This window comes from Thermosulfurimonas dismutans (assembly GCF_001652585.1).
GTDB classification, from domain to species: domain Bacteria; phylum Desulfobacterota; class Thermodesulfobacteria; order Thermodesulfobacteriales; family Thermodesulfobacteriaceae; genus Thermosulfurimonas; species Thermosulfurimonas dismutans.
On the sequence record NZ_LWLG01000014.1, the window covers coordinates 34,286 to 58,732 of the forward strand.

Genomic DNA, 24,447 nt, shown 5'->3' on the forward strand with positions numbered 1-24,447 from the left:
GGAGGTATATTAAGATGGCCATGGATAAAGAGGAACTTAAGAAGAAGATCATGGAATTCATGGAGAAGAAATCCGGGGCGAAGTCCAAGGTTTATCTGAAGGATATGCAGCGGGCTATCCCTGATGCTTCTCCCCGTGAGATTAAAAAGGCTGCTAATGAGCTTGTGCAGGAAGGGAAGTTGGAATACTTCTCCACCGGAAGTACTGTCATGTATGGTATTCCTGGAAAGGGTCAGCCTGTAGAATAGGGTCTTAAGTCCCAATAATGTAAATCTAGTGAAAACGTGGGGGGAGACGCGTGTCTCCCCTTTTTCATTCAAAAAGGGCCTTTCTCAGATAGGAAGGTAGGAGTTTTCTCAATCTTTTTTCTGCTCTGGGAATATAATCTCGAAACCAGCTTTTCCCCTGAGAACTCAGTTTTACAAAAGCCCCTAAAGCCTGCATAAGTCTAAAAATGGAGATCCTTTTGAACTCCTCTAGGAAAGTCTGTCGATCCCTGGAAGTTAAACGCAGATAGAGATCGAGAAGTCTTTCGGTAGGGATCCTTTCGACATAGGGATCCCACAGTAGGGAGGCCAAATCGTAGGACGGTGGTCCGATACGGGCCCCCTGAAAATCTATGACATAGAGCCTGCCATTCTTTACCATCAGGTTTCGGGACTGAAAGTCTCGATGGAGAACTACGGTGTCCGTAAAACAGTCCACACTCTCTTGAAGGAAGTCTTCCAAGAGACTTCGCGTTTCTATAAACCAAGTCTTTTTTCGATGGATCTTAAGATACCATTTTTCAAAGTAGAGGATCTCTTTATGCCAAATGAGATCGCGATCGTAATACAGGGTTTCAAGCGTGGTTTCCCTAGGGAAGCGAGGGGTGAGAGCCTGAAGGTTTACTAGGATTTTTACGGCTTCAGGATACAATCTTTCCCGTTCGGGATGTTCGCAAAGTCTTAGGTCCCCTAGGTCTTCGACCAGAAGCAAGCCGTCCTGATCCCGGTAGGCCAGGATATCGGGAACAGGTATTCCGTGGCTCTTCAGGAAACGCCCGATGCGATAATAGGCTTGGGCTTCCCTAAGACCATACTCTCCAGGCTGGGGGAGGATGAGGATAAAGCTTTCTTTTGGGGTCTTGATCCTTAAAAATTTTCTCGCCGAACCATCTCCCTGAAGAGGGATAATTTCCTTGATGTTAAGTCCCAGCTCTCGCAGGGCCTCATGCAGGTAAACTGATTTTTCCTTTACAGGGAGCGTGGGGAACATGGGCTTTACCCGAAAGGATTTCTTCTTGAGCCTTAAGGTAGTTTTCAGGGGTGCCTATATCCCGCCAGTAGAAACCGGTAGCCACCAGGGCCTTAATCCCGTAGCCCCGGCCCAAGAGCTTCTCGTAGGCTGACACGAGCTCTCTGTCTTCCGGCAAGACTCTTATCCATTCTGGAGAAACTACTTGGATGCCGGTATAGGCCCATCCTTCTTCGGAGTCGTCTCCAAAACCGCGGATCCATCCGTTTTCTATCCGTACTTTGTTTAGCCCGGGATAGCGATGGAGGAACATGAGACAGGGCGGAGTCTCTCTTATAAAGGCCTCATAGACCACTCGCAGGGGGAAGTTGGTGAGGATGTCTCCGTTTATTACTAAAGTGGGTTCCGAGAAAAATTCGGTGGCGTTTCGTAGGGCGCCGCAGGTTCCAAGGAGCTCAGGTTCCTCAAAGACCTCTATTTTTATGGCTGGAACCCTTTTCGTATAGGTTTTTACAAATTCCAGGAGTCTTTCCTTGAGATGCCAGGCATTAAGGCCAATACGGTTGAAACCCTGGGAAACCAGTTGATCGAGGATGATGGCGAGTAGAGGCTTTCCCAGAATAGAGAAGAGCGGTTTGGGGAGATGGTCTGAGTACGGACGGAGGCGTTTGCCCCGTCCGGCACACAGTACGAAGGCCTGCATCAGGCCTGGGCCTGGGTTTTAACCCCTTCGGTTTTTTCGATTCGTTCCACTTCTTCTTTGATGTCAGCTTCTCGTAAGGCCTGTTTGAAGGAACGTATACCTTTGCCCAGACCGGCCCCGATTTCCGGAAGACGCTTGGCTCCGAAAAGAAGGAAAGCCAGGAATAGAATGATTAACAGTTCCTGAGTCCCGAGTCCGAACATAGCCGCCTCCTCCTATAATTTAACCCTTGGTTTCCAATAACCATACCACAAAGATACTTAGTTCGTAAAGGATGACCAGAGGTACGGCTAGGAAGAGCTGATTGACTACGTCGGGAGTAGGCGTGAGAATGGCCGCCACTACAAAAGCCGCTAGTACGGCGTAAGGTCTTATGCGGGAGAGGGTGCGAGCTTTGATTATCCCCAGTCTGGCTCCCACCGCAAGGGCTACTGGTATTTCGAAGCAGAGTCCGAAAACGAGTAGCATCCTGACCGCAAAGCTTACATAATCCCGAAATACGGGTTTGAAGACCAGAAATTGGCCGCCAAAGGTGGCCAAAAAACGAAAGGCTTTCGGAAAAACCAAGAAATAGGCGAAGGCCGCGCCCCCGAGAAAGGCTATACAGGAAAAAAAGATTAGAGGTCGAGCGAAGCGTTTTTCGTGGGCATAAAGCCCCGGGGCCACGAACCGCCAAGCCTGAAAGATGATGAAGGGACTGGCCAGGATGGCCCCACAAATGAGGGCGATCTTGAGATAGGTAAAAAAGGCCTCTTGGTAAGCAATGAAGATAATCTTCCCTTTCTCCGGAATGACCGGAAGAAGGGGTTTCAGAAGAAAGTTTAGCAGGGGTTCAAGCTGCCAGTAGCAAAGGGCCGAGGCCAAGATCCACGCAATAAGGCTCTTTACGAGCCTTTCCCGAAGCTCAAGAAGATGGGCCGTTAAAGGGAGGTTCTGGTCTTCTTCGGGAAGGACGTTTTCGGTATTCACTAGGCCTTTATAAGGGCCTCCATTTCTTGAGCTAGGCTTTCGGGATCAAGACCAGCCCGGGCAAATAGCTCATCCGGTTTCCCAGAGGTGGTATAACTTTCAAACCCTTTGAGTTTGATCTTGGCCGAGATCCCAGAAAGACCCAGTTCTTTGGCACACAGGGCTCCCAGGCCGGTTTCTACCAGATGGTCCTCCACCACCACGACCGGACCACTCCTTGCTGCCGAAAGTAGGTCTTCTCTAGGGAAAGGTCGTATGGAGGCTATGTTGAGAAGACCCACTTCATAGCCTTTTTCTTTGAGGATCTCGCAGGCCGTAAGGCAACGATGAACCATAGGCCCATAACTCACAAAGGTGCCATCCTTCCCCCGACGTATCCAGTCGGCTCTTCCCGGCTGAAAACGGTAGGCCTTTCCGAAAAAGGGCTGCCCCTCTTCATCCGTAATTACCGGAACTTTGGATCGACCCATACCCACGAAGACGTTTCCTGGCTGAAGAGCCACGAAGCGTATGATGTGGTCGGTCTGATTGGGGTCGGCAGGAAGATAGATGTCGAACCCCTTAAGGCTCAAAAGCAATCCCAGATAGTCTACGCACTGATGGGTAGGCCCGTCTTCGCCTACATCTACCCCCAAATGGGTGCAGACTACTTTGAGAGCCGTGTGATTGAGGGCGTTGAGACGCAGTTGGTTATAAACCTCGTCCACCCCAAAGACCCCGAAGGTGGAGAAGAAGACTAGAAAACCTTCCTTGGAAAGGGCTCCAGATACGGTGGCGGTGTGGTGTTCCTGAATCCCGGACTCGTGAAAGGCCTGCGGGGAGTGTTTTTTGAAGGCCGTCATCTTGACCGAGGACTCCAGATCGCAGGTGAGCCCCAACACCTTCGGAGGTTTTCCGGGAAGATTGTTCTTTTCGGCTAGAGAGAGTAGGGCTTTTCCGTAAGCCGAACGGCAGTCAGTTTTGAGGTCGGGTTCGTAGAGAACCGGCTCTCCGGGATCGATTGCCACCGATTCGGGCTCGTGAGGCTGGTGAGGGAAACTTACAGGATAGTTTTTGCGTTTTTCGGCCAAACGGTCTAGCTCTTCGGGATCAAAGCCGAGCTCTGAAAGGGCCTTCTTACATAGTTCGGAAGAAAGAGGGGCCCCGTGCCATTTGGCGTCGTTTTCCATAAAGGAGATGCCTTTCCCCATGACGGTGTGGGCCAGGATGGCAGTCGGTCTTTCAGGATGGGGGACCTCGCCCCGGATAAAGTTTCGCAGGGCCCGGTAGAGGGCCTGAAAGTCGTGGCCGTTCACCTCAATTACGTTCCAGCCCGTGGCTTCGATTTCGGCCCGGAGATCCTGCGGCATAACCTGATAAATATCGCCTCCGATCTGGAGGCGGTTGTAGTCAATTAGCACGCAGAGGTTGTTGAGCCCAAACTTGACTGCCCAGCGCCGGGCCTCGATGACCTGACCTTTTTGTTGTTCGCCGTCTCCCATGAGGCAAAAGACTTTGGCGGGAAGCCCTTTGAGCTTGATAGCCCGGGCCATACCGCAGGCCGCGGACAATCCCTGTCCCAGGTTCCCGGTGTTCCATTCCACCCCTGGCACGGCCTGCTCCACATGTCCGGCGAAGGCTGAACCCGCTCTCCGGAATTCCATGAGAAAGGGTTCCTCCGGAAAGAAGCCGTATTCACAAAGGACACTATAGACTCCCGGACTTATGTGTCCGTGGCTTACCACCACTCGGTCCCTTTCGGGATGACGGGGCTTTTGAGGATCGACTTTGGCCAAGGCGTAGACCATGAGAAGAAGGGAAAGAGAGGAAAGGGAACCTCCGGGATGCCCCGAGCCTGCAAGAGTGGTAGCCAGAATTATTCTACGGGCGCAGCGCCTGGTGGCTTCTTTGAACCATTCTACTTCCTCCGGGGAAAGCTCGGCTTTTTCCGGATCGAGCTTGAGCATTTCAGCCTCCCTAAAGACTTTTCTTTTCGCGTTTCATGGCTATTACACCGGTGCGCACAATCTCCTTGATGCCGATGGGTTTCAGGAGTTCGATAACTGCCTGAAGCTTGCTTTGTGGACCGGTAACCTCGATGGTGTAGGTCTTAGGACTTACGTCCACCACCTTGCAACGGAAGATGTCACACATCCTGAGGACTTCGGCTCGGGTCTCCTTTTCGGCCCGAACCTTGATGAGGGCCATTTCTCTTTCCACGAATTCGCCCTCTTCAGTGACGTCTACTACCTTGTAAACGTCTACCAGACGCCGGAGTTGCTTGATGATTTGCTCGATAATCAAATCGTCGCCGTAAGTCACCAGCGTCAGGTGAGAAAGGGTAGGGTCCAGGGTTTCGGCCACGCACAGGCTGTCGATGTTAAACCCCCGTCCGCTGAAAAGCCCCGCAATTCGGGCCAGCGCTCCCGGAGTATTTTCCACCAACACCGAAAGGGTGTGTTTCCTTTCCGCCATTTCTGCCTCCTAAACCAGTATCATTTCGGTGGTGGCCCTTCCGGCCGGAACCATTGGAAAAACGCCCTCCTCCGGGGCGATATGGATATCAACCAGAGTGAGCCTATCGCTTTCTAGGGCCTGTTTCAGAACCGGTTCCACCTCTTCTATTTTGGTAGCCCGCAGTCCCAAGGCCCCGTAAGCCTCGGCCAGTTTAACAAAGTCTGGGGTGACCTGGAACTTGACCGCTGAGTAACGCCTTTCGTAGAAGAGCTCCTGCCACTGTCTCACCATACCCAGGTAGCCGTTGTTGAGGATGATGACCTTTACCGGAAGTCCCTGTTCCATGGCAGTGGCCATCTCCTGGATGTTCATCTGAATAGAACCGTCCCCGGCAATGTCTATCACCATTTTATCGGGATTGCCCATCTGGGCTCCGATGGCTGCCGGAAACCCAAAGCCCATGGTGCCCAAACCACCGGAGGTGATGAGGGTGCGCGGTTTGTCGAACTTGTAATATTGGGCAGCCCACATCTGATTTTGTCCCACTTCCGTGGTGATGATGGCCTCACCTTTGGTAAGCTCATAGAGTTTCTCTATCACAAACTGCGGCTTTATGTATTCCCCTTCTTGTTTGTAGGAGAGGGGATAGCGCTTTTTCCAGATTTCAATCTGTTCCCACCATTCTTTGAACTGTTCCCGCCAGATTTTCTCCGGGCGTCCCACCTCTTTTACGATTTCCAGAAGTTTTTCAAGGACCCGCTTACAATCGCCCACAATGGGCACATCCACCCGTACGTTCTTCTGGATGGAGGTGGGGTCGATATCGATGTGGATGATCTTGGCCATAGGGGCGAAGGCATCCACCTTGCCGGTCACCCGATCGTCAAACCGAGCGCCCACGGCCAAGATAAGGTCACTATTGGCCACGGCCATATTGGCGTAATAGGTTCCGTGCATGCCAAGCATCCCCAGCGACTGGGGATGAGTTCCGGGAAAGCCCCCAAGGCCCATGAGGGTCATGGTGACGGGAATATTCAGACGCTCGGCAAGCTCTTTTACCTCTTCATGTGCACCGGAGGCAATCACTCCTCCGCCAACGAGGATTACCGGCCGGGTAGAGCTTTCGAGGAGTCGATAAGCTCTTTCCACCTGGCGAGGATGGGGATCATAAACCGGATGATAGCTTCGAAGTTTCAGGTCCTCCGGCCAATAAAATTCGGCTTTCCCCTGCTGGACATCCTTGGGCAGATCCACCAATACCGGCCCCGGTCTTCCGGTACGGGCGATATGAAAGGCTGCTCTCAAAATCCGAGGGAGATCCTCCGTCCGTTTAACCAGGAAATTGTGCTTGGTGCAGGGCCGGGTAATTCCGGTTATGTCCACCTCCTGAAAGGCGTCGTTTCCGATGAGTTTGGTGGGCACCTGTCCGGTAAGAATAACTATCGGGATAGAGTCCATGTAAGCGGTGGCGATCCCGGTGACGGTATTGGTAGCGCCGGGTCCGGAAGTTACCAGACACACCCCCACCCTTCCTGTGGAGCGAGCATAGCCATCCGCCGCATGGGTTGCTCCCTGCTCGTGCCTTACCAGGACGTGTTTTATCTCCGGAGTCTTGTAGAGTTCATCGTAGATATCGATAACTGCCCCTCCGGGATAACCGAAAATAACATCCACTCCCTCGCGCTTCAGGGCCTCCACGATCATCTGGGCCCCGGTCATAACCTTCCCCACGGCCTTAACCTCCTTCTCGTTTTATGAGTTCGTAAATCTGATCCTTTAAGGCCAGTTTTTCCTTTTGAATCTGCTTCTTTCTTACCTCTTCGTCCGCGGAGAGATAAGCCTTTCGCACCAGTTCCTCGAGCTCCCGCTCAAGGGCCTGGTGTTTTTCGAAAAGCTCCTTGACCTCCGGATTTTTTTGGGCATACTGTTTCACTAATTCTTTATCCATAGGGCTCTCCTTTTATTTGGATTTTGGGAGGTTGTCAAGGATTGTGAAATCTGTATCAAAGTGAAAAACTTTGGCATCCCTTACTTAAGATGCTAGCGAAAAAGATCGATGAAAGTCAAGGGGTAATTCTTTTCTTGAATATTAGGCTTTTTTGTATTAAAAAAGTCTAAAATTTTTGAAGGGAGGTAAGACCCGATGGCTGACGAGCGCAATTACAAGATTGCGGTTATCCCCGGAGATGGAACCGGACCGGAAGTTATAAGAGAGGGCGTAAAGGTCCTTCAGGCCGCGGCTGGGCGATTCGGTTTCAATCTGGACCTCAATTATTTCGACTGGGGAGGAGATCGATATCTTCGTACCGGAGAGACCATCCCTGAGGGGGGGATCGACGAACTCAAAAAACACGACGCTATCTATCTTGGAGCTATCGGACATCCGGATGTGAAACCGGGGATCTTGGAAAAGGACATTCTTCTGAGGATTCGCTTCGAGCTCGATCAATATGTGAATTTGCGGCCGGTGAAACTCTATCCCGGTGTCTGGACCCCCATTAAGGACAAGGGGCCGGAAGATATAGACTTCGTAGTAGTTCGAGAAAATACCGAAGGTCTTTACGCCGGCGGGGGATGCTTCCTTCGCAAAGGCACCCCGCAGGAAGTGGCTATTCAGGAATCCGTAAACACCCGCTACGGCGTGGAGCGTTGTATCCGTTTCGCCTTCGAATATTGCCGTAAGCGCAACAAGAAGAAAAAGGTCACCCTGGTGGGCAAGACCAACGTCCTTACTTATGCCTGGAACCTTTGGGAACGCACTTTTTATGAGGTGGCCAAGGAATATCCCGATATAGAAGTCGATTACGCCCATGTGGACGCCACCTGCATGTGGTTTGTGAAAAATCCCGAATGGTTCGATGTTATCGTGACCGACAACATGTTCGGGGACATCATTACTGACCTTGGGGCCATGATCCAGGGGGGCATGGGTATCGCCGCTGGGGGTAATATTAATCCTCAAGGGGTTTCCATGTTCGAGCCCATTGGGGGTTCGGCTCCGAAGTATACCGGGAAGAACGTGATTAACCCGCTGGCGGCCATCTGTGCTGGGATGATGATGCTTGAGCATCTAGGTGAGGAGGAGGCTGCCCGGGCCATTGAAAAGGCGGTCATTAAGGTCTGTCGCGATCACCTGAAGAGCATGTCTGCCGGAAAGATGGGGTATTCCACCAGCGAGGTGGGAGACCTCGTGGCCAAGTACACCGAAGAGGGGGTAGATCTTTAATGGGCTTAACCGAACTTGAAGCCGCGCGGAAAGGGGAGATCACGCCGGCCATGCGTAAGGCCGCCGAGGCCGACGGGGTTTCCCCGGAGTTCGTCCGCGAAGGGGTGGCCCGAGGAACCATTGTGCTCATCAAGGCCCCCCAGAGCGGGCGTGCGGTAGCGGTGGGCGAAGGCGTGCGTACCAAGGTCAATGCCTCCATCGGAACCTCGAGCGATCTTTGTGATCTCGAGCTCGAGAAACGCAAGGCCCGGCTGGCGGAGGAGGCTGGAGCCGACACCCTGATGGAGCTTTCGGCCGCCGGTGATATTGACCACATTCGTCGGGAGATCATCGCCAGTGTCAGCCTTCCGGTGGGAAACGTGCCCCTCTATCAGGCCTTCTGCGACACCATTCGCAAGTACGGAGACCCTACCAAACTCGATCCCGAGTATCTTTTTGATCTTATTGAACGCCAGTGTGCCGATGGCATCGCTTTCATGGCCATCCACTGCGGGATAAATCTCTTTACGCTTGAGCGCCTAAAGGCTCAAGGTTACCGCTATGGGGGGCTGGTTTCAAAGGGCGGGGCCCTCATGGCCCAGTGGATGGTGAAAAACCGCAAGGAGAACCCTCTTTACGAGCAATTCGACCGCCTCTTGGGGATACTCAAAAAATACGATACCGTGCTTTCTCTCGGAAATGGCATGCGGGCCGGAGCCATACACGATTCCCTTGATCGGGCCCAGGTGGCCGAGCTTCTCATAAACTGCGAGCTTGCAGAGAAGGCCCGGGAGGCCGGTTGCCAGGTGATGGTGGAGGGCCCGGGCCATGTGCCGCTTGATGAGATCGAGACCTCGGTGAGGCTCGCTAAGAAGATGAGCGGTGGAGCGCCGCATTACATGCTTGGGCCGCTTCCCTGCGATGTCGGGGCCTCGCAGGATCACATCACCGCGGCCGTTGGGGCCGCCCTTTCGGCTTGGTACGGAGCCGACCTCATCTGTTATGTCACACCTGCCGAACACCTCTCCCTTCCCAACGAGGAAGACGTGGTCATCGGGGTGCGGGCTGCCCGTCTTGCGGCCCATATCGGAGATGTGGTCAAGCTCCGGGGACGGGCCGATCTCCGCGACCGAGAGGTCAGTAAAGCCCGTCGTGAGCTGAAATGGGCCGAACAATTGAAACATCTACTTTTCCCGGAGGAGGCCAAACGAATAATCGAGGAAAGGCGTTCAGTGAAGGAGAGAAGGTGTTCCATGTGCGGTGAGCTCTGTGCCCTTGAGAACGCTGAGGTGGTCTTCCGAGCCTTTTTGAAGGGAGAGAAGGTCTAAGAGGAAACATCAGTACCTAAAAAACGTCTGAGTTGCGGTTTAAGTCTCTCCCTCGCCCGGGGCTGAGAATCATGTCCTCCTTTCGGATAAAGGCGTTAGGCGAGCACCTATCCACATAAAGTTCAAAATCGCGACAAAGTTCCGGCCCAGCCTCCGGGTTTAATCGTTCCAAAACTTAGGCAAGGAGGTTGGGCTATGAGGTTCGGAAGTAATGGATGGCTGGTTTTCGGGCTGATGTTTATAGCGATGCTGGTCTTAGGGGCCGGGGCCTTCGCGGCTTCGCGGATAGACGATCCCCTGCTTAGGGTTCTGGTACGCAAGGGGATACTTACTGAGGAGGAGGCCTTGGAAATCAAGCGGGAGGCGGAGCTTGAGGCTCAAAAGGAGAACGAGGCCATTGCAAAGGCTGCGGCCGATAAAGTGAAAAAGGAAGGCCTGGTGCTGCCGAAGGGGCTAAAGGGGGTGAAGCTCGGGACTCTCACTTACATCGATTACTCGAACGGTTACGGGCCCTTCGATTCGGGAAAGGAAGAAGGCCAGAGCTACTTTGCCATCACCCGGGCCTATTTCAACTTCAAGAAGAAGATCACGCCATGGCTTTCCTTCCGCTTCACCCCGGATCTCCATGGCGGAAATGCCGATGACTACGACCTCCGTATCAAGTACGCCTATGCGGAGTTCAAACTTCCGAACTTGGGCTTTTTTACCGATCTTAAAATGGAGGTCGGACAGGGGCACTTTCCCTGGCTCGATTTCGAAGAACACATGAACCCCTACCGCATGCAGGGGACTATGGCCCGGGAGTTTTTCGGGACTTTCAATTCCGCCGACCGAGGGATATCGCTGGCTGGTTACCTCGGGGGCAAACTCGATAAGTCCTATGTGAACCGGCTCACGGTCCACTATCCGGTCTTTGATCACTACGCCGGGAAGTACGGTTCCTTTTGGTTCTCCTACATGAACGGTTCGGGCTATCACGGCCGGGAAACCAATGAGAACAAGGGTTTTGAAGGCCGGATCACGTTAAGACCTTTCGGTACCCGCACCTCCGGTTCTTTTCCGCTCGCCGGTTTGCAGTTCAGCTACTTTTTCATTCGGGCAAAGGGCGGAGATAAAGCTGATTTAAACCCCTTCCGCAAACCGGAGTATCCCGACTACAACGTGGATCTTTTGATGTTGTCCTACCAGCATCCCTGGTTTGTGATCGCGTTACAGTATAGCACCTCCGAGGGCAACAGCGCTGGAAGCTGGGTGGTGGATACCGATGGGGACGGTATCGGAGACGAGGAGCTTGAGACCCGCTGTTGGTCTCTCTTTGCGGATGTGACTTTGCCTATTTTCAACGAAAGACTTCACCTCTTTGGCCGCTATGACCGTTTCGATCCCAACGACGGAGACGATTTTTATGATGGCACGAGGTGGGTTTCGGACTCAAACGACGAGGCCGAACACTACATGGTGGGTCTGGCCTACTATCTCACCGGGAAGAACATCCTCATGCTGAACTTCGAGTGGCTGAACTACGCACGCAATTTCCGCAACTCGAGCGACCAGTTCACCAAATGGGGGAAATATGACCCCTCTGGAAACGACCGGCTGGACGATGGCTTCCGGGTGCAGACCGTGTTGCAGATAAGTTTTTAAAATCGGGCTAGGGGGCGGAAAGCCCCCTAGCCAACCGAAAACAGGTCTTCTGGAAGAATATAAAAGGAAAATTCGGCCGGGCCGAAACTGGAGTAACTTCATAGGGAAATACTTAAGAAGATTTTGGAGAAATAGGTAAGATTATTTCCACTCGTGTCCCTTTGCCTTCCTCGGAATAGATTTCTATTTCTCCTCCCAGGCTCTTTACCAGATTATAGGTGATGGCCAAGCCCATACCGGTGCCATCGGGTTTGGTGGTGAAGAAGGGGTCAAAGACCCGGTTAAGGATTTCTTTGGGAATCCCGGGGCCGGTGTCTTTTATCGTTATGACTACGTGATCGTCGTCTTTAAGAGCGGTTTTTACGCGAAGTTCCCCTCCACCCTCCATGGCCTGAATGGCATTTAGGATGACGTTTAAGAAGATTTGTTTCAAGGCCTCTGGAGAACTCTGGATGGCAGGAAGATCCGCAAACTCGGTATGGATTTCTATTTTGTTTTTTCTGGCCTGAAAGCCGATCAGTTTCAAAGTCTCTTCGAGTATAGAGTTGACTTGGGTTTCAACGAATTTGAGGTCCTGACGTTGGCTTCTAGCAAACTCTAGGAAGTTTTTAACGAGACGATCTATGCGTTTAATTTCCTTTTCTATGATTTCGAAAGTCTCGGGCCGAGCTTTTCCCATTTTTAAAAGCTCAATGGAAAGGGAGATAGAAGTTAGGGGATTCTTGATTTCATGGGCCACTCCGGCCGCAAACTGGCCAAGGGCATAAAGCCTTTCCGAACGGGCCATCCGTTCATGAGTGCGTTTTATTTCTTCTACTAATTCCTTTAGCTGAAGCGACATGCGGTTGAATGATTCCACTAGTTCTGCAATTTCGCCCACGGCTTTGACTTTTATGGTTTTTCCAAAATGTCCTTTTCCGATTTCCCGGGCCGCTTGATTAAGGACGAGGATGGGTTTAGCTACTCGACGGATCATCCAAAGGGCCGCCAAAATGCCGGTCAATACGATTATTCCTATTAGTAAAAGAAGTTTACTTTCGGTGGCCTGTAGCCTTGAAAGGAGAAGATCCTTCCGAAGGCCCATTTTCAAGGTTCCAAGCCTGCCCAGTTCTTCCGTTTTAATCTCTATAGAGATCTCAAAAACATCCTTCTCTTGAATCTCCTCTATTTTGGGATAGTGAAAAAGAGGTTTCCCGTCTTTGTCTTCTAAGATAATCCAGGATATGTGAGGGTCATTTTTGATTACATTTTTGAAAATGGTATAAATGGTATAAAAATCTTCGTACAGAAGAGGTTCCACTATTTCATGGGCTAAAAGTCTGGCTTGAGAGATATGCTCCTCTAAAAAGGCCTTGGTAAAGAACTTTTTCTCTTCTTTAATGATCAAGACAGAAATCAAAGCGGTGGTTATGACTATGACCAAAGTTATGGCCATTGAAAATTGAAAAACGATACTTTTTGATATCCTTTTTAGAGTGAACATTCCAATATGTAATTTGCGTAGGAATATAGTTCGGGTCTCGGTGGAACGAAGTGGTCTATTCTCATCTTTTTAAGGATTTTTTTGCCTTCTAGATCTTTGTCCATCTTGAGGAGTATTTTGAGGACCTTTATTCGGAAATCTTTGTCGCTTTGCGGGGACGATACCAGGGGTGGAATGCCGAAGAGAGGAGATTTTTCGATGACTTTGGTCTTGGAAATAAAATGGATCTTCCTCTCCAGAAGGTTTTCATAAACTAAGCTATCCACAGAAGCCCCTTCTACTACCCCCTCGGCGACAAGCTCAATGGATTTGTCGTGTGAATAAGAGAAGAAGGTGCGTTCGAAGAATTTTTCAGGTGTGGTCCCCAATCGTTTGAGCCTATAAAGTAAGTAGAGTCTTCCTGTAAGGGAAAGAGGATCGGTGAAAACGAAACTTTTTCCTTGGAGGTCTTCAAGACGTCGGTAAGGTGCCTCGCTATTCACAATAATATAGGCTTGATAATAGGGCCTACCGTACATCACGGGAATGGCCAAAAGTGTTAATCCGAAATCTTTGTGTCCCGCTAAATAGGCCCCGGTGCACACGTGTCCGAAATCGGCTTCCCCGTTTGCAAGCATGCGGTTTACTTCGATATAGGTGTGCCTTTGTTTGAGGATTACCCTTTTTCCTAATTTAGCGGAAAGATACCTTACGAATTCCTGATAGGTAGCAATAGTAATATTAGGGGAAACCATAGGTGAAACTACGAAGATATAGACCTCTTTACCTTCCCCTTTCGGGGCTTGAAAAAAGATAGTAAAAAGTAGAAATAGAACATACCTTTTCATGTCCAATTAAAGATAACAAGATTTTGGAAATTTTTAAGGTGTGCTCGTTCGTACCAAAGGCCACGTTTCGGGAGGATCTCCGCGGCCTACGGAAAGGCCAAGGGCATGGGCTTCTTTTAAGGCCGAGGGGTGCTTTTTGATATCGTTCCTTTTTTCTATACCCCTGAAAAATAGCCCTCCCTGATATTCGGCATTAATGGCGTCAAAGAAGTACCGAACGACCCGTTGAACCCCTTCAAAGAGCTTCTTACCCTTGGTGGCTCCGAGAGAAAGGAAGATGCCGTGCCTTTTCTTCTGGGCCGTCTCTTTCAGCATATATTTTCTGACCCAGCAGGCCTGAGAGCGCTCCACCAGGGCCTGGGTGCGGGAAGATATGTTGTAAAAGAAGATGGGTGAGGCCAATACGATCACATCGGCCTCAAAGAGTTTGGGATAAAGAGGCGAGAAATCGTCCTCGAGCACGCACTCCCCGGTCTCGTCACAACCGCCGCACTCGATGCAAGGCGAGAATTCGAGCCGGTAGAGATCGTACTTTTCTACCTCCGCTCCGGCTTCCCGAGCGCCTTCCAAAAAGGCCTTGAGCAGGGTGTCCGTGTTGCCTCCTATCCTAGGACTTCCTTGAAAGGCAAGGATTTTCACCGTTAAACCTTCCCCGATGGGGGATTGATATATTTGTCCGCGTATTCCCGGACATGGTGGCCTTCGAGCACATGAAAGGTCCGGATTCGGTGAAGGAGGATGGGCGAGAAGGAACCTAGAGGTAGATAGATGACCTTTTTGCCCTGTCTGGCGGCGAAGTTTCTGGCCAGAGCCGTAGGAGGCCTTCGGGCCACATAGACGACGTACCTCTCAAGGGAGTAGTCAATGGCGGCTACCAGCAGTCTTTCGGCCTTGGTGCGTGCGAAGTCGAAATAGGGATCCTCCCAGATGTCGTAGACTCGCATGGGAGGGTAGGTGAGCATGAACCCCCCGTAGGTGCAACGAGATATTCCTGGACCAACCACTACCTCTCCGGGTGGGGTAGCGTAGAAGGCCATGTCCGATTCCTGGTCGTGTTCCCCGTGCCAGGTAAGTTTCCAGGGATAGCGTTCCCGGCCCTCTCCCCCGGGAGAATCTTCGTCGAAGATGACCACCACCGACCCGGCTTTGCCCGTGGCCACCGGGGCGTCCACCACGTAGATCCGGCCTTCGTGCCATCGTCTGATGGTTTCTCTTATGTCCGGCCCGTCCTTCATGGAGACCGTGAAGGGCTCAACCCGCCTGAGCTCCTCCGATATCACCCTCAGGGCCCGACGCATGACGTCCCGCCCGAAGTTTTCGATCACGATATCCTCCGGGGGGAAAGAACAGATGTATCCGCCTCGCCAGGCCTCTTTCCATTCCCCGTAACGTCTTTCGGTGGGCCGCTTTTTGATCGGGATTAGGCGCTGACGGTGCAAAGGCTTCATCCTCCGGAAGAAGCGGATCTTTTTGTGGGGCTTCATCAGGTCTTCGAGCCTCAAGTCCAGGGGGACCAGGTCAGGGACATCCTGCTGGTAGGGGTAACGGGTTCCGATCTCCCAGAGGTGCCAGGCAAAATCGTCTCCACCCACGCCACGGGCCGCGACCAGCAACTGATAGAAGTCTGGAGTGAGTCGAGCCGAAAGCAGGGCGTAATTGCGGGCAAACTGGCGGAGGACGGAGAGGTTCCGTGGGGGGATCTTTTCTTGGAACTCTCTCTCGTAGGCTTTACAGGCCTTTGCAAGGAGGTCCTCATGAAGGCGCAAACGATCGAGGGGAAGATGGCCTTCCCTCCGGGCCTCCTCGTAGGCTCCCTGAAGGAAGCCGACCTCTGAGAGTACCTCCCGAGAGCCTTCAAAGGAAAGGTGAAAGAGCTTTATGCCTTCACGGTGCGTACGTGCAAAGGGGGTCGGCAGACTCGGCCGTTTCAAAGTTTCGACCACCGGTTTGATGTGTACCAGGCCACCCACAAAGGCCACCCTCGAGAATCTCCCGGAGAGCTTCTTCAGACCGTAGGCCATGGACAGCTCACGGCTTTCATCTTGGGGAAGCCTTTGGAATTCGTGCTTTAGGGCTTCTTCTACATAGCGCTCGTAGCCCAGACGGTACACCAGATAGGTGTCTGGGAAGGGGTCTTTCCGACCCGTATAACCCTCAAGATCTAGATCCACGAAAAAGACCGGAATCCCCCTCTCTATAGCGAATCTTACGGCTTCGATCAGGGGTTCAACCGGTTCCACAATGAGATAGACCTCTGTGCCGTCCTGTTCTTGATAGGTAATTACCGATAAATAGGGGAGGCGCTTTACTCCTCGTAGAATGGCTTCCGAAAGAGTCGGAGGATACTCCACGGCCACCGCTTCGGGGGCTATTTCAGTGAGTTTTTGATGTACGGCTTGGGCGAATTCCAGGTTCCCGTGAAGGACCGGTAGAAAATAGAATTCGGTACCCTGATCGATTACGCGTAGCATCCGTTCGTTCAGTTCACCGGCCGAAGATGAGGCCTTTCGCTGGCTCCATTTTCTGGGAAGTAGATCAGGGCTTCGGTTCCGAGTACCTGCAGGATGGACTCCTTCAGGACCTCCGCTAGCGACCTCCCGGAATCAAAGCTTTTGAGGCGTTTTAAGGCGTAGCGGCCGATGTTCACCCCGTCCCTTACGCTGTATGGTTCTCCATGGCGATGTGCGGCCTGGAGAAAGGCCACCAGGTAATTCAGGATCTCTTCCTCGGCAAAGGGCAGGTTGGCCCTTAAGATCTCCTTTTCCTCTTCAGCCTCGGGAAAGTCCACAAAGATCTGCGGCTGGAGCCGGGAATGGATGTATTCTGGAAGATCGAAGGTGGAGGCGTCCTCGTTCATGGTCACACAGAGGCGAAAGTCTGGATGGGCCTTGATCTTGATCCCGGCCACGATGGATTCCACATATCGCCGGGAGTCAAGAAGCGGGGCCAGCGAGGCCCAGCTCTTCTCGCTCATACGGTTGGCCTCGTCGATGATGGCCACCCCCCCACGGATCATGGCCGTAACAATGGGGCTGGCCATGTACCTGATGCGGCCCTCCTCGGAGATTACCGGGGTTACGATGAGGTCTTCCGGACGGGTGTCCACCGTGGCCTGGAAGATATAGACCTCGCGAGCAAGCCTTTTGGCCGCAGCATAGGCCAGAGTGGTCTTGCCTACCCCGGGTTTACCCACCAACCGAGGATTCAAAGGCAGATCCCTTTCGTCCACTACCATCCAGGCCGCAAGGATCTGCCGGAGGACATCCTCCTGCCCCACGCAGACTAGGTTGAGTTCGTCCGGATGGGCCAGGTGCAGGGTTACCCCTTCGATAGTGACTGTTTCCATAGAATTGCTCCAAGTAGAAAGCTTATTAAGAATTTTAACATCCAGGGTATAATTTGTACATTCTTTACCAGGAATCCAGCTTGAACTCTTCTTTGCAAAATATCTGCTGGCCAAATGGGTTTTAAAGAACGGATAGAGTTTTTTGTTTGCGAAAACTATCGCCCGGATCGATTGAAAAGGGCTATAGCCTTTCTTTTGGAAAAATTAAGTTTTCAGGTTTCCTCGGGGACTCGGGTCTTAGTTAAACCCAATCTGGTGTCTGCCCGTAATGCGGCTCTTTCCTGTACACATCCTGAGATAGTGCGAGCAGTCTGTGAATGGCTAATTGAGAAAAGAGCCGAGGTTACAGTTGGAGATTCACCGGCCTTTGGGACCACTCGTGGTGTAGCCCGAGCCGCGGGCCTTGTGAGGGCCCTTTCCGATCTACCGGTCAAAATCGTTAGTTTTAGCCCTTCGCGTCCCATAAAGCTTGCTTGTGGGGTCACGGTGAAACTTGCCCGGGAGGCCCTTTGTGCGGATCTAATCGTGAACCTCCCCCGTTTCAAGGCCCACGACCAATTGCTCCTAACGCTTGCGGTCAAGAATCTTTTTGGGTGTGTGGTGGGACTGCAAAAACCTTTGTTCCACGCCCGCTTCGGTGAAAGGGGAGATCTTTTTTATCGCGTGATCCTTGAGGTAAGTGAGCTTTTACCGGTGGGCCTGAACCTGATGGATGCCATCGTGGCCATGGAGGGCCGGGGGCCTACCACTGGCCGCCCCAAGAATCTTGGCCTTCTCTGGGCCTCAAGAAGCGCCGTGGCTTTGGATACCGCCATTTATCTGGCCCTCGATCTTTCTCCGGAGGAGGTTCCCCTCTGGCAAACGGCTCAGAAGATGCGGCTATATGGTGCCAGACCCGAGGAGGTAGCTTTCCCGTCCGATTTTCCGGATCTTTCGGATTTTAGATTGCCTGAGAAGCCTTCCCCGGTGAGCTTTCACCCCCTGCGCCTGATCCGTGGGATCTTAAAACGGTTACTAATGAAAATCTGAGACCTTGTTCTTCAAAAATGTATTTGTAATACTACATTTAGAAACCAACCGAAGGAGAATTATGGGAACGGTGGTGAAATCTATTCGGGTTGAAGAGGAATTGTGGGAGGCGATTAAAGATTTGAGTCGAGAAGAAAAGAAGCCTATCAGCCGGATTGTGGCGGAAGCCATTCAGAAATACTTGGAAGAAAGGCGGATTAAAGGAAAGATTAAGGCCATCCGGGAACTGCCGAGGCTCTCTTTAGGGGGAGAGCCCTTCAGGAGAGAGGATTTATATGAAGATCGGTATTGGTACCAATGTGTTTTACTATGCCATTGATTGTGACAATCCTTTCCATCTGGAAGCTAGGGAAAAGCTAGAAGCTCTGGTAAAAAAGCGGAAAGGCAGTCACGACTCAACAGAATCTCATACCTTAAAATCTGGATAAATAATGTCCTTCCGTGAAATCCAATTCGTAAAGAGTGTGGTAAGGCCGGAGGATCTTCCGGTTCCTGGGCTTCCGGAGGTGGCCTTTCTCGGCCGTTCCAATGTGGGAAAGTCCTCCCTCATTAATGCCTTTCTCGGCCGCAAGAAGCTCGCCCGGGTCTCTTCCACACCAGGGTTTACTCGGGCCCTTAACATTTTCCGGGTAGACCACCGCTTCCTGGTGGTAGATCTTCCGGGCTACGGTTTCGCTAAAGTTCCTCCCCGGGTGCAACAGGCCTGGAAGCGCCTTATAGAGGGTTATCTCTCGGCCCCCAGGCCTTTGAAGCTTTTGGTACTCATTTTTGACATTCGCCGCCAACCGGACGAACTGGATCAGAGGCTTATAGAATACGTCAACGCTTTAGAAAGGCCTTTTATCGCAGTACTCAACAAGATCGACAAACTTCCGCGCACCAAAATAATCTCGGCCAAAAAGAGTTGGCAGGAAGCTCTATCTCTTCCTGAGGAAAAGGTTTTTCTTACCTCTTGTCGGACAGGGGCGGGGGTAGTAAATGTAAGGAATATAATCCTAGAAGTCTTAAAAAATAGGGGGCGCAAATGAAAAAGCTGGTGATGAGCTTGGTGGGGGTGGGCTTGCTTCTTGGAGGTGTAGGGCTAGCTTCCGGGGCCGACCTTAAGAAGGGCGAGAAGCTTTTTCGGCGGTATTGCAGTTTCTGTCATCCTGATGGTGGCAATACTATTCGTTCAGAAAGAAATCTCAAACGCGATACCCTGATAAAGAACGGAATTACCTCCCCTGAAGGCATCATTGAGAAGATGCGTCGTCCAGGGCGGGGAATGCCTGCCTTTTCTGAAAAGCGGATCTCTCCAGAAGATGCCGAAAGTATAGCCCACTACATCTGGGAGGCCTTTAAAGACTAAAGAGCGATAGGTTTCGGGCCGGTCGTTTCCCTCCGATGGTGATGAAAGGCAGGGCCCGTTCAACTCTTATTCCTAAGCGAGCTAGCCCCTTCGTAGTGAGGACACAGTCTTTTCTCAAAGAAAGGAGTTTCTTGGCTGAACGAGGCCCTATCCCTGGAACCCTGATGAGCTCCTCATAGGAGGCCTTCTTTAACTCTACCGGAAAGAATTCCGGGTGTCTTTCGGCCCAGGAAAGCTTGGGGTCCTTGGCAAGATCTAAGTTTTTCCCGGGGCCGAGAAGTTCCTCGTAACTAAAACCGTAGAGCCGCATGAGGAAATCGGCCTCATAAAGACGCCGTTCTCTAAGGAGCGGTGGGGGAGTTTCTTTCGGTGGGAGCCGATGGTCATCGTTTACCGGGAGATAGGCCGAAAAGTACATGCGTTTGAGAAGTCCCTGGCGATAGAGGTTTTGGGCCGCACGCAGGATATCGTAGTCTGTCTCTTGGGTGGCTCCCACGATGACCTGGGTGGTAAGAGAGGTCGGAAGTTCCTCCTCCAGTTTAAACCTCCGGGCTTGGGCTAAGGCCCCTACGAGAATTCGTTTTTCCTTTCCTGGGGCGAGGAGGGCCAGGCTCTTTCTCCTTACAAACTCCAGGTTGGCGCTTACCCGGTTGGCGAGCCTTACCGCCTGACGCACAAGCTCCGGATCAGAGCCCGGAAGGAGCTTGAGGTGAAGGTAACCCCGAAAGCTGTAAACTTGTCGAAGGAGTCTTGCGACCTCTAGCATGCGCTCCATGGTGTAATCCGCGGAGCGGGCCACCGCCGAGCTCAGGAATATTCCCCGGATTACACCCTTTCGGTAAAGTTCCATGGCCAGCTCGGCCAATTCCCGGGGTTCAAAGCTTGCCCGTGGAACGTCCTTTGAGGCCCGATTCACGCAATAGACACAATCATAACGGCACCGATTGGTAAAAAGGACTTTGAGGAGCGGCAGACACCGGCCGTCGGCGGTCTGGGCCAGATAGATACCGGGGATGCGCCTTCGGCCCTCAAAGGAGGCCGGCGCTTCCCGCTTAAAGCCCGTCCCGGTGCAGGAGTGGTCGTAACTGGCCGCCGCCCCCAGGATCTCGAGCTTTTCCCAGACAGTCATTTTCCAAAAAGTCTTAGACATTCAAAAAGCCTGGTCTTCACCTTTTCAGCCAGGTTTTTCGGGGGTTCGGTGGTCTCAAGGCGAAGCAGGTTTTCAGGTGGAATCTCTCCCGGGGCCTCAAAGCGTTTCTTCTGGGCTAAATAGATCTCCCAGCGTCCGTCCGAGGGTTCCTCTGCTTCTTGCGCCCGTCTCTCAAGCCTTTCCCGGATAACCTCAGCTGGAGCCTCGCAAAGGATGAAGAGGATCGGCACTTCCAGTTTTCGGGCCAGCTGCAACAGGGTTTCTCGGTGGGCGCGCTTGCGGTAGGTGGCATCAAGCACCACATCCCGGCCGGAGGTGAGGGACGCCTCCGCCCGCCGCAGGAGTTCCTCATAGGTGCGCTCGGTCATCTCCGGGGCGTAAAGTCCCTTTTCAAAGGGTTCGTAGCGGTGTTCTGAGGGTAAAAGGCCCGCAAGCTCCTTTCTTACTACATCCGAGTTGTAGTATTCCGCAAGGAGTTCGGCGTAAAGTGTACGGCCTAAAACACTCTTTCCCGTGCCCGAAAGCCCGAAGACCACGATAAGAAAAGGTTTTCCCCCGGCATAGCGGTAGGCCAAATCAAAGTACCTGCGGGCGGCGGTAAGAGCGGCCTCGCGCTCTTCCTGCGGCACCCCCTCCGAAGCCCAGGTAAAACAGCCGATCTTTCCTCGCACGTAAGCTCGATAGCACTTATAAAAGTCGAGGATGTCGTAAAGCCTGCGGTCATTGGAGAGTTCCACATAGCGCTCAATAAAGAAGCGGGAAAAATCCTCCAGGCCATGAAAATCGAGATCCATGGAAAGAAAAGCCAGATCCTGGGCTACATCCCCGCAGCGGAAACGCTCATTAAACTCTATACAGTCAAAGACATAGACCTCGCGCAGATCGTCGTAACAGACATTGGCGGAGTAGAGGTCTCCGTGCCCGTCCCGGATAAAGCCCCCTTCTATGCGGGCGGAAAAGAGGGCCTGATTTTCCTCCATAAAACGCCTGGACCAGGAAACAATATACTCATAGCGCAGGCGACTTAAGGCCTTTCCCACGAAATCCCGGGTCTGCTCAAAATTTTCCTCCACATTGAAGCGCACGGTCTCAAGGCTTCCGTAGCGGTTAACTTCGGGGCCGGTCTCGGCCTCCTGATAAAAAGGTACAAGTTTTTGGACGAGAAGCTCCAAATGATTGCGGGTAAGGGCACCTTCTCTTATGAGGCGGCTCATCATGCCTTCTTCTGGAAGACGTCTCATTTTAACTGCCCATTCCACCACCTCGCCCTCACCCTCAAACCGAAAACCATCCGTGGTCTTCACCACCGGAACCACCCCGAGGTAAATGTCAGGGCAGAGCCTGCGGTTTAGAACCACTTCCCTTTCGCAGAAGTGTTTGCGTTTTTCCAGGGTGGTGAAGTCCAGGAAGCCGAAGTCCACCGGTTTTTTTATCTTATAGACCAGTTCGCCTGCCAGAAAGACCCAGGAAATGTGCGTTTGTCTAAGCTCGATCCGTTCAGGCCGATGGGGATAAGCCTCGGGACCCAAAAGATCTTCTATTAACCTTTCCATTTCGCTTGCCCTCCTTTTTCAAAGGTTTTTATGAGATCAGACGGTAAGGGTCAAGGTTTGCATTTATTTTGATTATGCTTATAATTTTAAATTAAATATCCCAAAGGGGGGCAAAATGATTTATTCTTTTTATTTTTTAATTATTTTGGCTGTTTTGTTTTTGGCTTCGGCTATAAGGATACTTAGGGAATACGAACGGGCGGTGGTCTTTCGCTTGGGCCGGTTTCTTTCGGTAAAAGGCCCGGGCCTGATCATTCTCATTCCGGTTATTGACAAGATGCGCAAGGTAGATCTGCGAATAGCCACCTTGGATGTTCCTACTCAGGAGGTCATTACCCGGGACAATGTGTCCATAAATGTAAGCGCCGTGGTTTATTTCCGGGTGGTTGAGGCCGAGAAAGCCGTGATTCAGGTTGAGGATTACTATTACGCCACGAGCCAGCTTGCCCAGACCACCCTGCGGAGCATCTGCGGCCAGGCGGAGCTTGATGAGATCCTTGCCGAGCGGGATAAACTTAACGCCAAGATACAAAAGATCCTTGATGCCGACACCGAGCCCTGGGGAGTCAAGGTTTCCAAGGTGGAGATCAAGGAGATTGATCTTCCCGAAGAGATGAAGCGGGCCATGGCCAAGCAGGCCGAGGCCGAGCGTGAGCGGCGGGCCAAGATCATCAATGCCCATGGCGAACTTCAGGCCTCAGAGACCCTGGCCGAGGCGGCTCGCATTATGTCCGAACAACCGGCTTCACTTCAGCTCCGATTCTTACAGACACTGCGGGAAGTGGCTACCGAAAATAATTCCACCATTATCTTTCCGTTGCCTATCGACCTCATTAAACCTCTTTTTGAAAAACTTTCGAAGTCCACGGAAACCGAAAAGATCTAAAAAAACGAACCGTTCATGCTCTCTAAAGAGCTCAACGAGAGCATGGAAAAGTTTGGTAGGGGCGGGCTTTAGGCCCGCCCGTAATTTCAGGGCGGGATGACCCCCGCCCCTATTGAAGCTTTCCCCCATTCCGAAAGAAGAAGTCTTACACGGGACTTTGACGACCTTTTTAATACCTCCCGCCCGCCATGCAGAAATGCCCCGTCCCAGCGGCTTCAAAAGCAGATGAGCTACCCCTCTAACTTTGCACATTTAAAATTTTGCACACTTAAAATGTTAAGGTGCACGGTCCAAGATTCTGGCATAGCCGGTCCAGATGTTCTGCCACTTTCTCCTCTACAAATTTAAAGGTTTTTCTGAAACAAATATCCAATAGCCCCGGGCGGGATGCTCAAAAGCCAATTTTTGAATGAGGTTTAGCAACCAGGGAGGATATTTATAATAATATAATAATTAAACTTGAAAAGGCTCGTTGAGCCAGACGGGCTAAAGGTGCTCTAGTGATTTTAGCGGCTTCTTTGAGCATAATTTTCAGTTCCTTTCGGCTAAGCCGTTTTTTAATTTCGGTAAGGTCCTGGATTTCGAGTTCTTTTTCGGCCAGCATAGCCGTTTTAGTCTGGCATTTCAGCTTCAAGAGCGTTGAGGCGATTAGCCTCGGATGCGGAGAAGCCGTGTTATTTTTGGCGCCAGCGGTAGATGATTTGCTCAACAATGCCGTACTTTCTAGCGGTAGTGGCCATGGAATTACTTGGTGCCTCGGTTTCGGACAAAATCTTTGCGATTTGGTCGATTTCAAAGCATTTTTTTATAGTGTTGCTCCTCTTTTCTAGTATTTTCGCCTAATACAAAGGGTGTGCTAAATTTGGAAGGCACTTCAAATATATGAAGCCTATTCGAAGCTTTATTTGCACCACGAATCAGCTTGAGGGACTGATTAAGGAGGTCAAGCTGAGGCTCAAGGTAATAGAGTTTTTTGTGAGCCTGGGCACCTTCCAAGGTGGTTATCTGGTGCTCAAGGGCCTGGAGGAATAAGGGACTGTAGGAGTTGAGAGAGGACGGGCTTGGTGCCTTTAGTCTTGGCCTCCCAGAAGTTTTTGACGATTCCTTCGAGCTATTTGTTTGGGAAAAGATAAGGTTCGAGTTTTCGTCTGGGCATGATCCACCTCCCTCCGAGATCTTTCAAATTCTACCCTTACACAAAATTTCTCCCGTCATCCTATCCAAAATTTTTTGATTCCGATTTCGATGGATGTTTGCAAAGAATCTATTGAATGTCATATTATACCAGGGGGGAGGAAGCTCAA

At 51.7% G+C, this 24,447-nt stretch carries 25 protein-coding genes and 1 pseudogene; 10 read left to right on the top strand and 16 right to left on the bottom strand.

All coding sequences use genetic code 11. The features are described from left to right. The first annotated feature begins 14 nt into the window (after nucleotides 1-14). A complete protein-coding gene (locus tag TDIS_RS08470) occupies nucleotides 15-248 on the top strand; it encodes a dissimilatory sulfite reductase D family protein (protein ID WP_068671294.1) in 234 nt (77 codons plus the stop codon). Between the two features lie 64 nt (nucleotides 249-312). Here the strand turns inward: TDIS_RS08470 and TDIS_RS08475 are convergent, their stop codons facing one another. The 8 genes from TDIS_RS08475 to TDIS_RS08510 are packed head-to-tail and all read right to left on the bottom strand — an operon-like array spanning nucleotide 313 to nucleotide 7,292. Further along, nucleotides 313-1,257, bottom strand: coding sequence for an aminoglycoside phosphotransferase family protein (locus TDIS_RS08475; RefSeq protein WP_068671296.1), 945 nt, complete (start codon nucleotides 1,255-1,257; stop codon nucleotides 313-315). Beyond that, nucleotides 1,211-1,939 (bottom strand): nucleotidyltransferase family protein, encoded by a 729-nt coding sequence (locus TDIS_RS08480; protein WP_068671298.1) that lies wholly within the window; start codon nucleotides 1,937-1,939, stop codon nucleotides 1,211-1,213. Before TDIS_RS08480 ends, TDIS_RS08475 begins: the two co-directional genes overlap by 47 nt. Beyond that, complete coding sequence (gene tatA, locus TDIS_RS08485) at nucleotides 1,939-2,142, bottom strand: twin-arginine translocase TatA/TatE family subunit (RefSeq protein ID WP_068671300.1); 204 nt, start codon at nucleotides 2,140-2,142, stop codon at nucleotides 1,939-1,941. The genes TDIS_RS08480 and tatA overlap by 1 nt, the downstream gene beginning before the upstream one ends. Nucleotides 2,143-2,161: 19 nt before the next feature. Beyond that, on the bottom strand, nucleotides 2,162-2,908 hold the full coding sequence (gene tatC / locus TDIS_RS08490) for a twin-arginine translocase subunit TatC (protein WP_068671302.1): 747 nt from the start codon (nucleotides 2,906-2,908) through the stop codon (nucleotides 2,162-2,164). Further along, nucleotides 2,908-4,854 carry a transketolase gene (locus tag TDIS_RS08495; protein WP_068671303.1) on the bottom strand — a complete coding sequence of 649 codons (1,947 nt, stop codon included), beginning with the start codon at nucleotides 4,852-4,854 and terminating at the stop codon, nucleotides 2,908-2,910. The genes tatC and TDIS_RS08495 overlap by 1 nt, the downstream gene beginning before the upstream one ends. Nucleotides 4,855-4,864: 10 nt before the next feature. Beyond that, the gene (ilvN, locus tag TDIS_RS08500; protein ID WP_068671305.1) at nucleotides 4,865-5,362 is read right to left on the bottom strand and encodes an acetolactate synthase small subunit; all 498 of its coding nucleotides are present in this window, start codon (nucleotides 5,360-5,362) and stop codon (nucleotides 4,865-4,867) included. A gap of 9 nt (nucleotides 5,363-5,371) precedes the next feature. After that, complete coding sequence (gene ilvB, locus TDIS_RS08505) at nucleotides 5,372-7,063, bottom strand: biosynthetic-type acetolactate synthase large subunit (protein ID WP_068671349.1); 1,692 nt, start codon at nucleotides 7,061-7,063, stop codon at nucleotides 5,372-5,374. A 16-nt stretch (nucleotides 7,064-7,079) separates the two neighbouring features. Next, nucleotides 7,080-7,292: a DUF465 domain-containing protein gene (locus TDIS_RS08510; protein ID WP_068671307.1), complete on the bottom strand. Its 213-nt coding sequence runs from the start codon at nucleotides 7,290-7,292 to the stop codon at nucleotides 7,080-7,082. 195 nt (nucleotides 7,293-7,487) lie between these two features. On the opposite strand from TDIS_RS08510, the gene TDIS_RS08515 reads away from it, so the two are divergent. The 3 genes from TDIS_RS08515 (at nucleotide 7,488) to TDIS_RS08525 (ending at nucleotide 11,521) form a co-directional block, all read left to right on the top strand. Next, on the top strand, nucleotides 7,488-8,570 hold the full coding sequence (locus TDIS_RS08515) for a 3-isopropylmalate dehydrogenase (RefSeq protein WP_068671309.1): 1,083 nt from the start codon (nucleotides 7,488-7,490) through the stop codon (nucleotides 8,568-8,570). Beyond that, nucleotides 8,570-9,877, top strand: a complete 1,308-nt coding sequence (thiC, locus tag TDIS_RS08520) for a phosphomethylpyrimidine synthase ThiC (protein ID WP_068671311.1) — start codon at nucleotides 8,570-8,572, stop codon at nucleotides 9,875-9,877. Before TDIS_RS08515 ends, thiC begins: the two co-directional genes overlap by 1 nt. A gap of 195 nt (nucleotides 9,878-10,072) precedes the next feature. Then, entirely contained in the window at nucleotides 10,073-11,521 is a 1,449-nt protein-coding gene (locus TDIS_RS08525) for a hypothetical protein (protein ID WP_068671313.1), read from the top strand. 112 nt (nucleotides 11,522-11,633) lie between these two features. Here the strand turns inward: TDIS_RS08525 and TDIS_RS08530 are convergent, their stop codons facing one another. Genes TDIS_RS08530 through TDIS_RS08550 form a run of 5 tightly spaced genes read right to left on the bottom strand, consistent with a single transcriptional unit; the run spans nucleotide 11,634 to nucleotide 17,177 of the window. Then, on the bottom strand, nucleotides 11,634-12,944 hold the full coding sequence (locus tag TDIS_RS08530; RefSeq protein ID WP_161939508.1) for a sensor histidine kinase: 1,311 nt from the start codon (nucleotides 12,942-12,944) through the stop codon (nucleotides 11,634-11,636). Between the two features lie 47 nt (nucleotides 12,945-12,991). After that, the gene (locus TDIS_RS08535; RefSeq protein WP_068671317.1) at nucleotides 12,992-13,831 is read right to left on the bottom strand and encodes a substrate-binding domain-containing protein; all 840 of its coding nucleotides are present in this window, start codon (nucleotides 13,829-13,831) and stop codon (nucleotides 12,992-12,994) included. A gap of 33 nt (nucleotides 13,832-13,864) precedes the next feature. Continuing rightward, a complete protein-coding gene (locus TDIS_RS08540; RefSeq protein ID WP_068671319.1) occupies nucleotides 13,865-14,470 on the bottom strand; it encodes a flavodoxin family protein in 606 nt (201 codons plus the stop codon). Nucleotides 14,471-14,472: 2 nt separating this feature from the next. Then, nucleotides 14,473-16,302: a hypothetical protein gene (locus TDIS_RS08545; protein WP_068671320.1), complete on the bottom strand. Its 1,830-nt coding sequence runs from the start codon at nucleotides 16,300-16,302 to the stop codon at nucleotides 14,473-14,475. Between the two features lie 8 nt (nucleotides 16,303-16,310). After that, on the bottom strand, nucleotides 16,311-17,177 hold the full coding sequence (locus tag TDIS_RS08550; RefSeq protein ID WP_068671321.1) for an AAA family ATPase: 867 nt from the start codon (nucleotides 17,175-17,177) through the stop codon (nucleotides 16,311-16,313). Nucleotides 17,178-17,291: 114 nt separating this feature from the next. On the opposite strand from TDIS_RS08550, the gene TDIS_RS08555 reads away from it, so the two are divergent. The 4 genes from TDIS_RS08555 to TDIS_RS08570 all read left to right on the top strand — a co-directional run bounded on the left by TDIS_RS08555 (nucleotide 17,292) and on the right by TDIS_RS08570 (nucleotide 19,554). After that, nucleotides 17,292-18,206, top strand: a complete 915-nt coding sequence (locus TDIS_RS08555; protein WP_068671322.1) for a DUF362 domain-containing protein — start codon at nucleotides 17,292-17,294, stop codon at nucleotides 18,204-18,206. Nucleotides 18,207-18,267: 61 nt separating this feature from the next. Beyond that, nucleotides 18,268-18,525 carry a ribbon-helix-helix domain-containing protein gene (locus TDIS_RS08560; RefSeq protein ID WP_068671325.1) on the top strand — a complete coding sequence of 86 codons (258 nt, stop codon included), beginning with the start codon at nucleotides 18,268-18,270 and terminating at the stop codon, nucleotides 18,523-18,525. Nucleotides 18,526-18,637: 112 nt separating this feature from the next. Then, nucleotides 18,638-19,234: a ribosome biogenesis GTP-binding protein YihA/YsxC gene (yihA, locus tag TDIS_RS08565; RefSeq protein WP_068671327.1), complete on the top strand. Its 597-nt coding sequence runs from the start codon at nucleotides 18,638-18,640 to the stop codon at nucleotides 19,232-19,234. Further along, nucleotides 19,231-19,554 (top strand): c-type cytochrome, encoded by a 324-nt coding sequence (locus TDIS_RS08570; protein ID WP_068671329.1) that lies wholly within the window; start codon nucleotides 19,231-19,233, stop codon nucleotides 19,552-19,554. The genes yihA and TDIS_RS08570 overlap by 4 nt, the downstream gene beginning before the upstream one ends. On the opposite strand, the gene TDIS_RS08575 is transcribed toward TDIS_RS08570, so the two are convergent. After that, on the bottom strand, nucleotides 19,544-20,683 hold the full coding sequence (locus TDIS_RS08575; RefSeq protein ID WP_161939509.1) for a putative DNA modification/repair radical SAM protein: 1,140 nt from the start codon (nucleotides 20,681-20,683) through the stop codon (nucleotides 19,544-19,546). The two genes, TDIS_RS08570 and TDIS_RS08575, sit on opposite strands and share 11 nt — an antisense overlap. Then, nucleotides 20,680-22,257, bottom strand: coding sequence for a bifunctional aminoglycoside phosphotransferase/ATP-binding protein (locus TDIS_RS08580; RefSeq protein ID WP_068671333.1), 1,578 nt, complete (start codon nucleotides 22,255-22,257; stop codon nucleotides 20,680-20,682). Before TDIS_RS08580 ends, TDIS_RS08575 begins: the two co-directional genes overlap by 4 nt. 115 nt (nucleotides 22,258-22,372) lie before the next feature. On the opposite strand from TDIS_RS08580, the gene TDIS_RS08585 reads away from it, so the two are divergent. Then, on the top strand, nucleotides 22,373-23,143 hold the full coding sequence (locus TDIS_RS08585; RefSeq protein WP_068671334.1) for a slipin family protein: 771 nt from the start codon (nucleotides 22,373-22,375) through the stop codon (nucleotides 23,141-23,143). 882 nt (nucleotides 23,144-24,025) lie between these two features. Next, complete coding sequence (locus TDIS_RS11080; RefSeq protein ID WP_153303812.1) at nucleotides 24,026-24,175, top strand: hypothetical protein; 150 nt, start codon at nucleotides 24,026-24,028, stop codon at nucleotides 24,173-24,175. On the opposite strand, the pseudogene TDIS_RS11575 reads toward TDIS_RS11080, so the two are convergent. Beyond that, nucleotides 24,171-24,299, bottom strand: a pseudogene (locus TDIS_RS11575) (IS256 family transposase); the annotation flags it as partial. The gene TDIS_RS11080 and the pseudogene TDIS_RS11575 sit on opposite strands and share 5 nt — an antisense overlap. Between the last annotated feature and the right edge of the window lie 148 nt (nucleotides 24,300-24,447).

Bases quoted from the DNA above. Each gene is read 5' to 3' on its own strand.
- ilvN (WP_068671305.1), bottom strand. From the start codon at position 5,362: ATGGCGGAAAGGAAACACACCCTTTCGGTGTTGGTGGAAAATACTCCG.
- TDIS_RS08545 (WP_068671320.1), bottom strand. From the start codon at position 16,302: ATGCTACGCGTAATCGATCAGGGTACCGAATTCTATTTTCTACCGGTC.
- tatA (WP_068671300.1), bottom strand. From the start codon at position 2,142: ATGTTCGGACTCGGGACTCAGGAACTGTTAATCATTCTATTCCTGGCT.
- TDIS_RS08525 (WP_068671313.1), top strand. From the start codon at position 10,073: ATGAGGTTCGGAAGTAATGGATGGCTGGTTTTCGGGCTGATGTTTATA.
- TDIS_RS08575 (WP_161939509.1), bottom strand. From the start codon at position 20,683: ATGACTGTCTGGGAAAAGCTCGAGATCCTGGGGGCGGCGGCCAGTTAC.
- thiC (WP_068671311.1), top strand. From the start codon at position 8,570: ATGGGCTTAACCGAACTTGAAGCCGCGCGGAAAGGGGAGATCACGCCG.
- TDIS_RS08535 (WP_068671317.1), bottom strand. From the start codon at position 13,831: ATGAAAAGGTATGTTCTATTTCTACTTTTTACTATCTTTTTTCAAGCC.
- TDIS_RS08480 (WP_068671298.1), bottom strand. From the start codon at position 1,939: ATGCAGGCCTTCGTACTGTGTGCCGGACGGGGCAAACGCCTCCGTCCG.
- TDIS_RS08510 (WP_068671307.1), bottom strand. From the start codon at position 7,292: ATGGATAAAGAATTAGTGAAACAGTATGCCCAAAAAAATCCGGAGGTC.
- TDIS_RS08470 (WP_068671294.1), top strand. From the start codon at position 15: ATGGCCATGGATAAAGAGGAACTTAAGAAGAAGATCATGGAATTCATG.
- ilvB (WP_068671349.1), bottom strand. From the start codon at position 7,063: ATGACCGGGGCCCAGATGATCGTGGAGGCCCTGAAGCGCGAGGGAGTG.
- TDIS_RS08560 (WP_068671325.1), top strand. From the start codon at position 18,268: ATGGGAACGGTGGTGAAATCTATTCGGGTTGAAGAGGAATTGTGGGAG.
- TDIS_RS08495 (WP_068671303.1), bottom strand. From the start codon at position 4,854: ATGCTCAAGCTCGATCCGGAAAAAGCCGAGCTTTCCCCGGAGGAAGTA.
- TDIS_RS08475 (WP_068671296.1), bottom strand. From the start codon at position 1,257: ATGTTCCCCACGCTCCCTGTAAAGGAAAAATCAGTTTACCTGCATGAG.
- TDIS_RS08550 (WP_068671321.1), bottom strand. From the start codon at position 17,177: ATGGAAACAGTCACTATCGAAGGGGTAACCCTGCACCTGGCCCATCCG.
- TDIS_RS08580 (WP_068671333.1), bottom strand. From the start codon at position 22,257: ATGGAAAGGTTAATAGAAGATCTTTTGGGTCCCGAGGCTTATCCCCAT.
- TDIS_RS08585 (WP_068671334.1), top strand. From the start codon at position 22,373: ATGATTTATTCTTTTTATTTTTTAATTATTTTGGCTGTTTTGTTTTTG.
- TDIS_RS08515 (WP_068671309.1), top strand. From the start codon at position 7,488: ATGGCTGACGAGCGCAATTACAAGATTGCGGTTATCCCCGGAGATGGA.
- yihA (WP_068671327.1), top strand. From the start codon at position 18,638: ATGTCCTTCCGTGAAATCCAATTCGTAAAGAGTGTGGTAAGGCCGGAG.
- TDIS_RS08570 (WP_068671329.1), top strand. From the start codon at position 19,231: ATGAAAAAGCTGGTGATGAGCTTGGTGGGGGTGGGCTTGCTTCTTGGA.
- TDIS_RS11080 (WP_153303812.1), top strand. From the start codon at position 24,026: ATGAAGCCTATTCGAAGCTTTATTTGCACCACGAATCAGCTTGAGGGA.
- TDIS_RS08555 (WP_068671322.1), top strand. From the start codon at position 17,292: ATGGGTTTTAAAGAACGGATAGAGTTTTTTGTTTGCGAAAACTATCGC.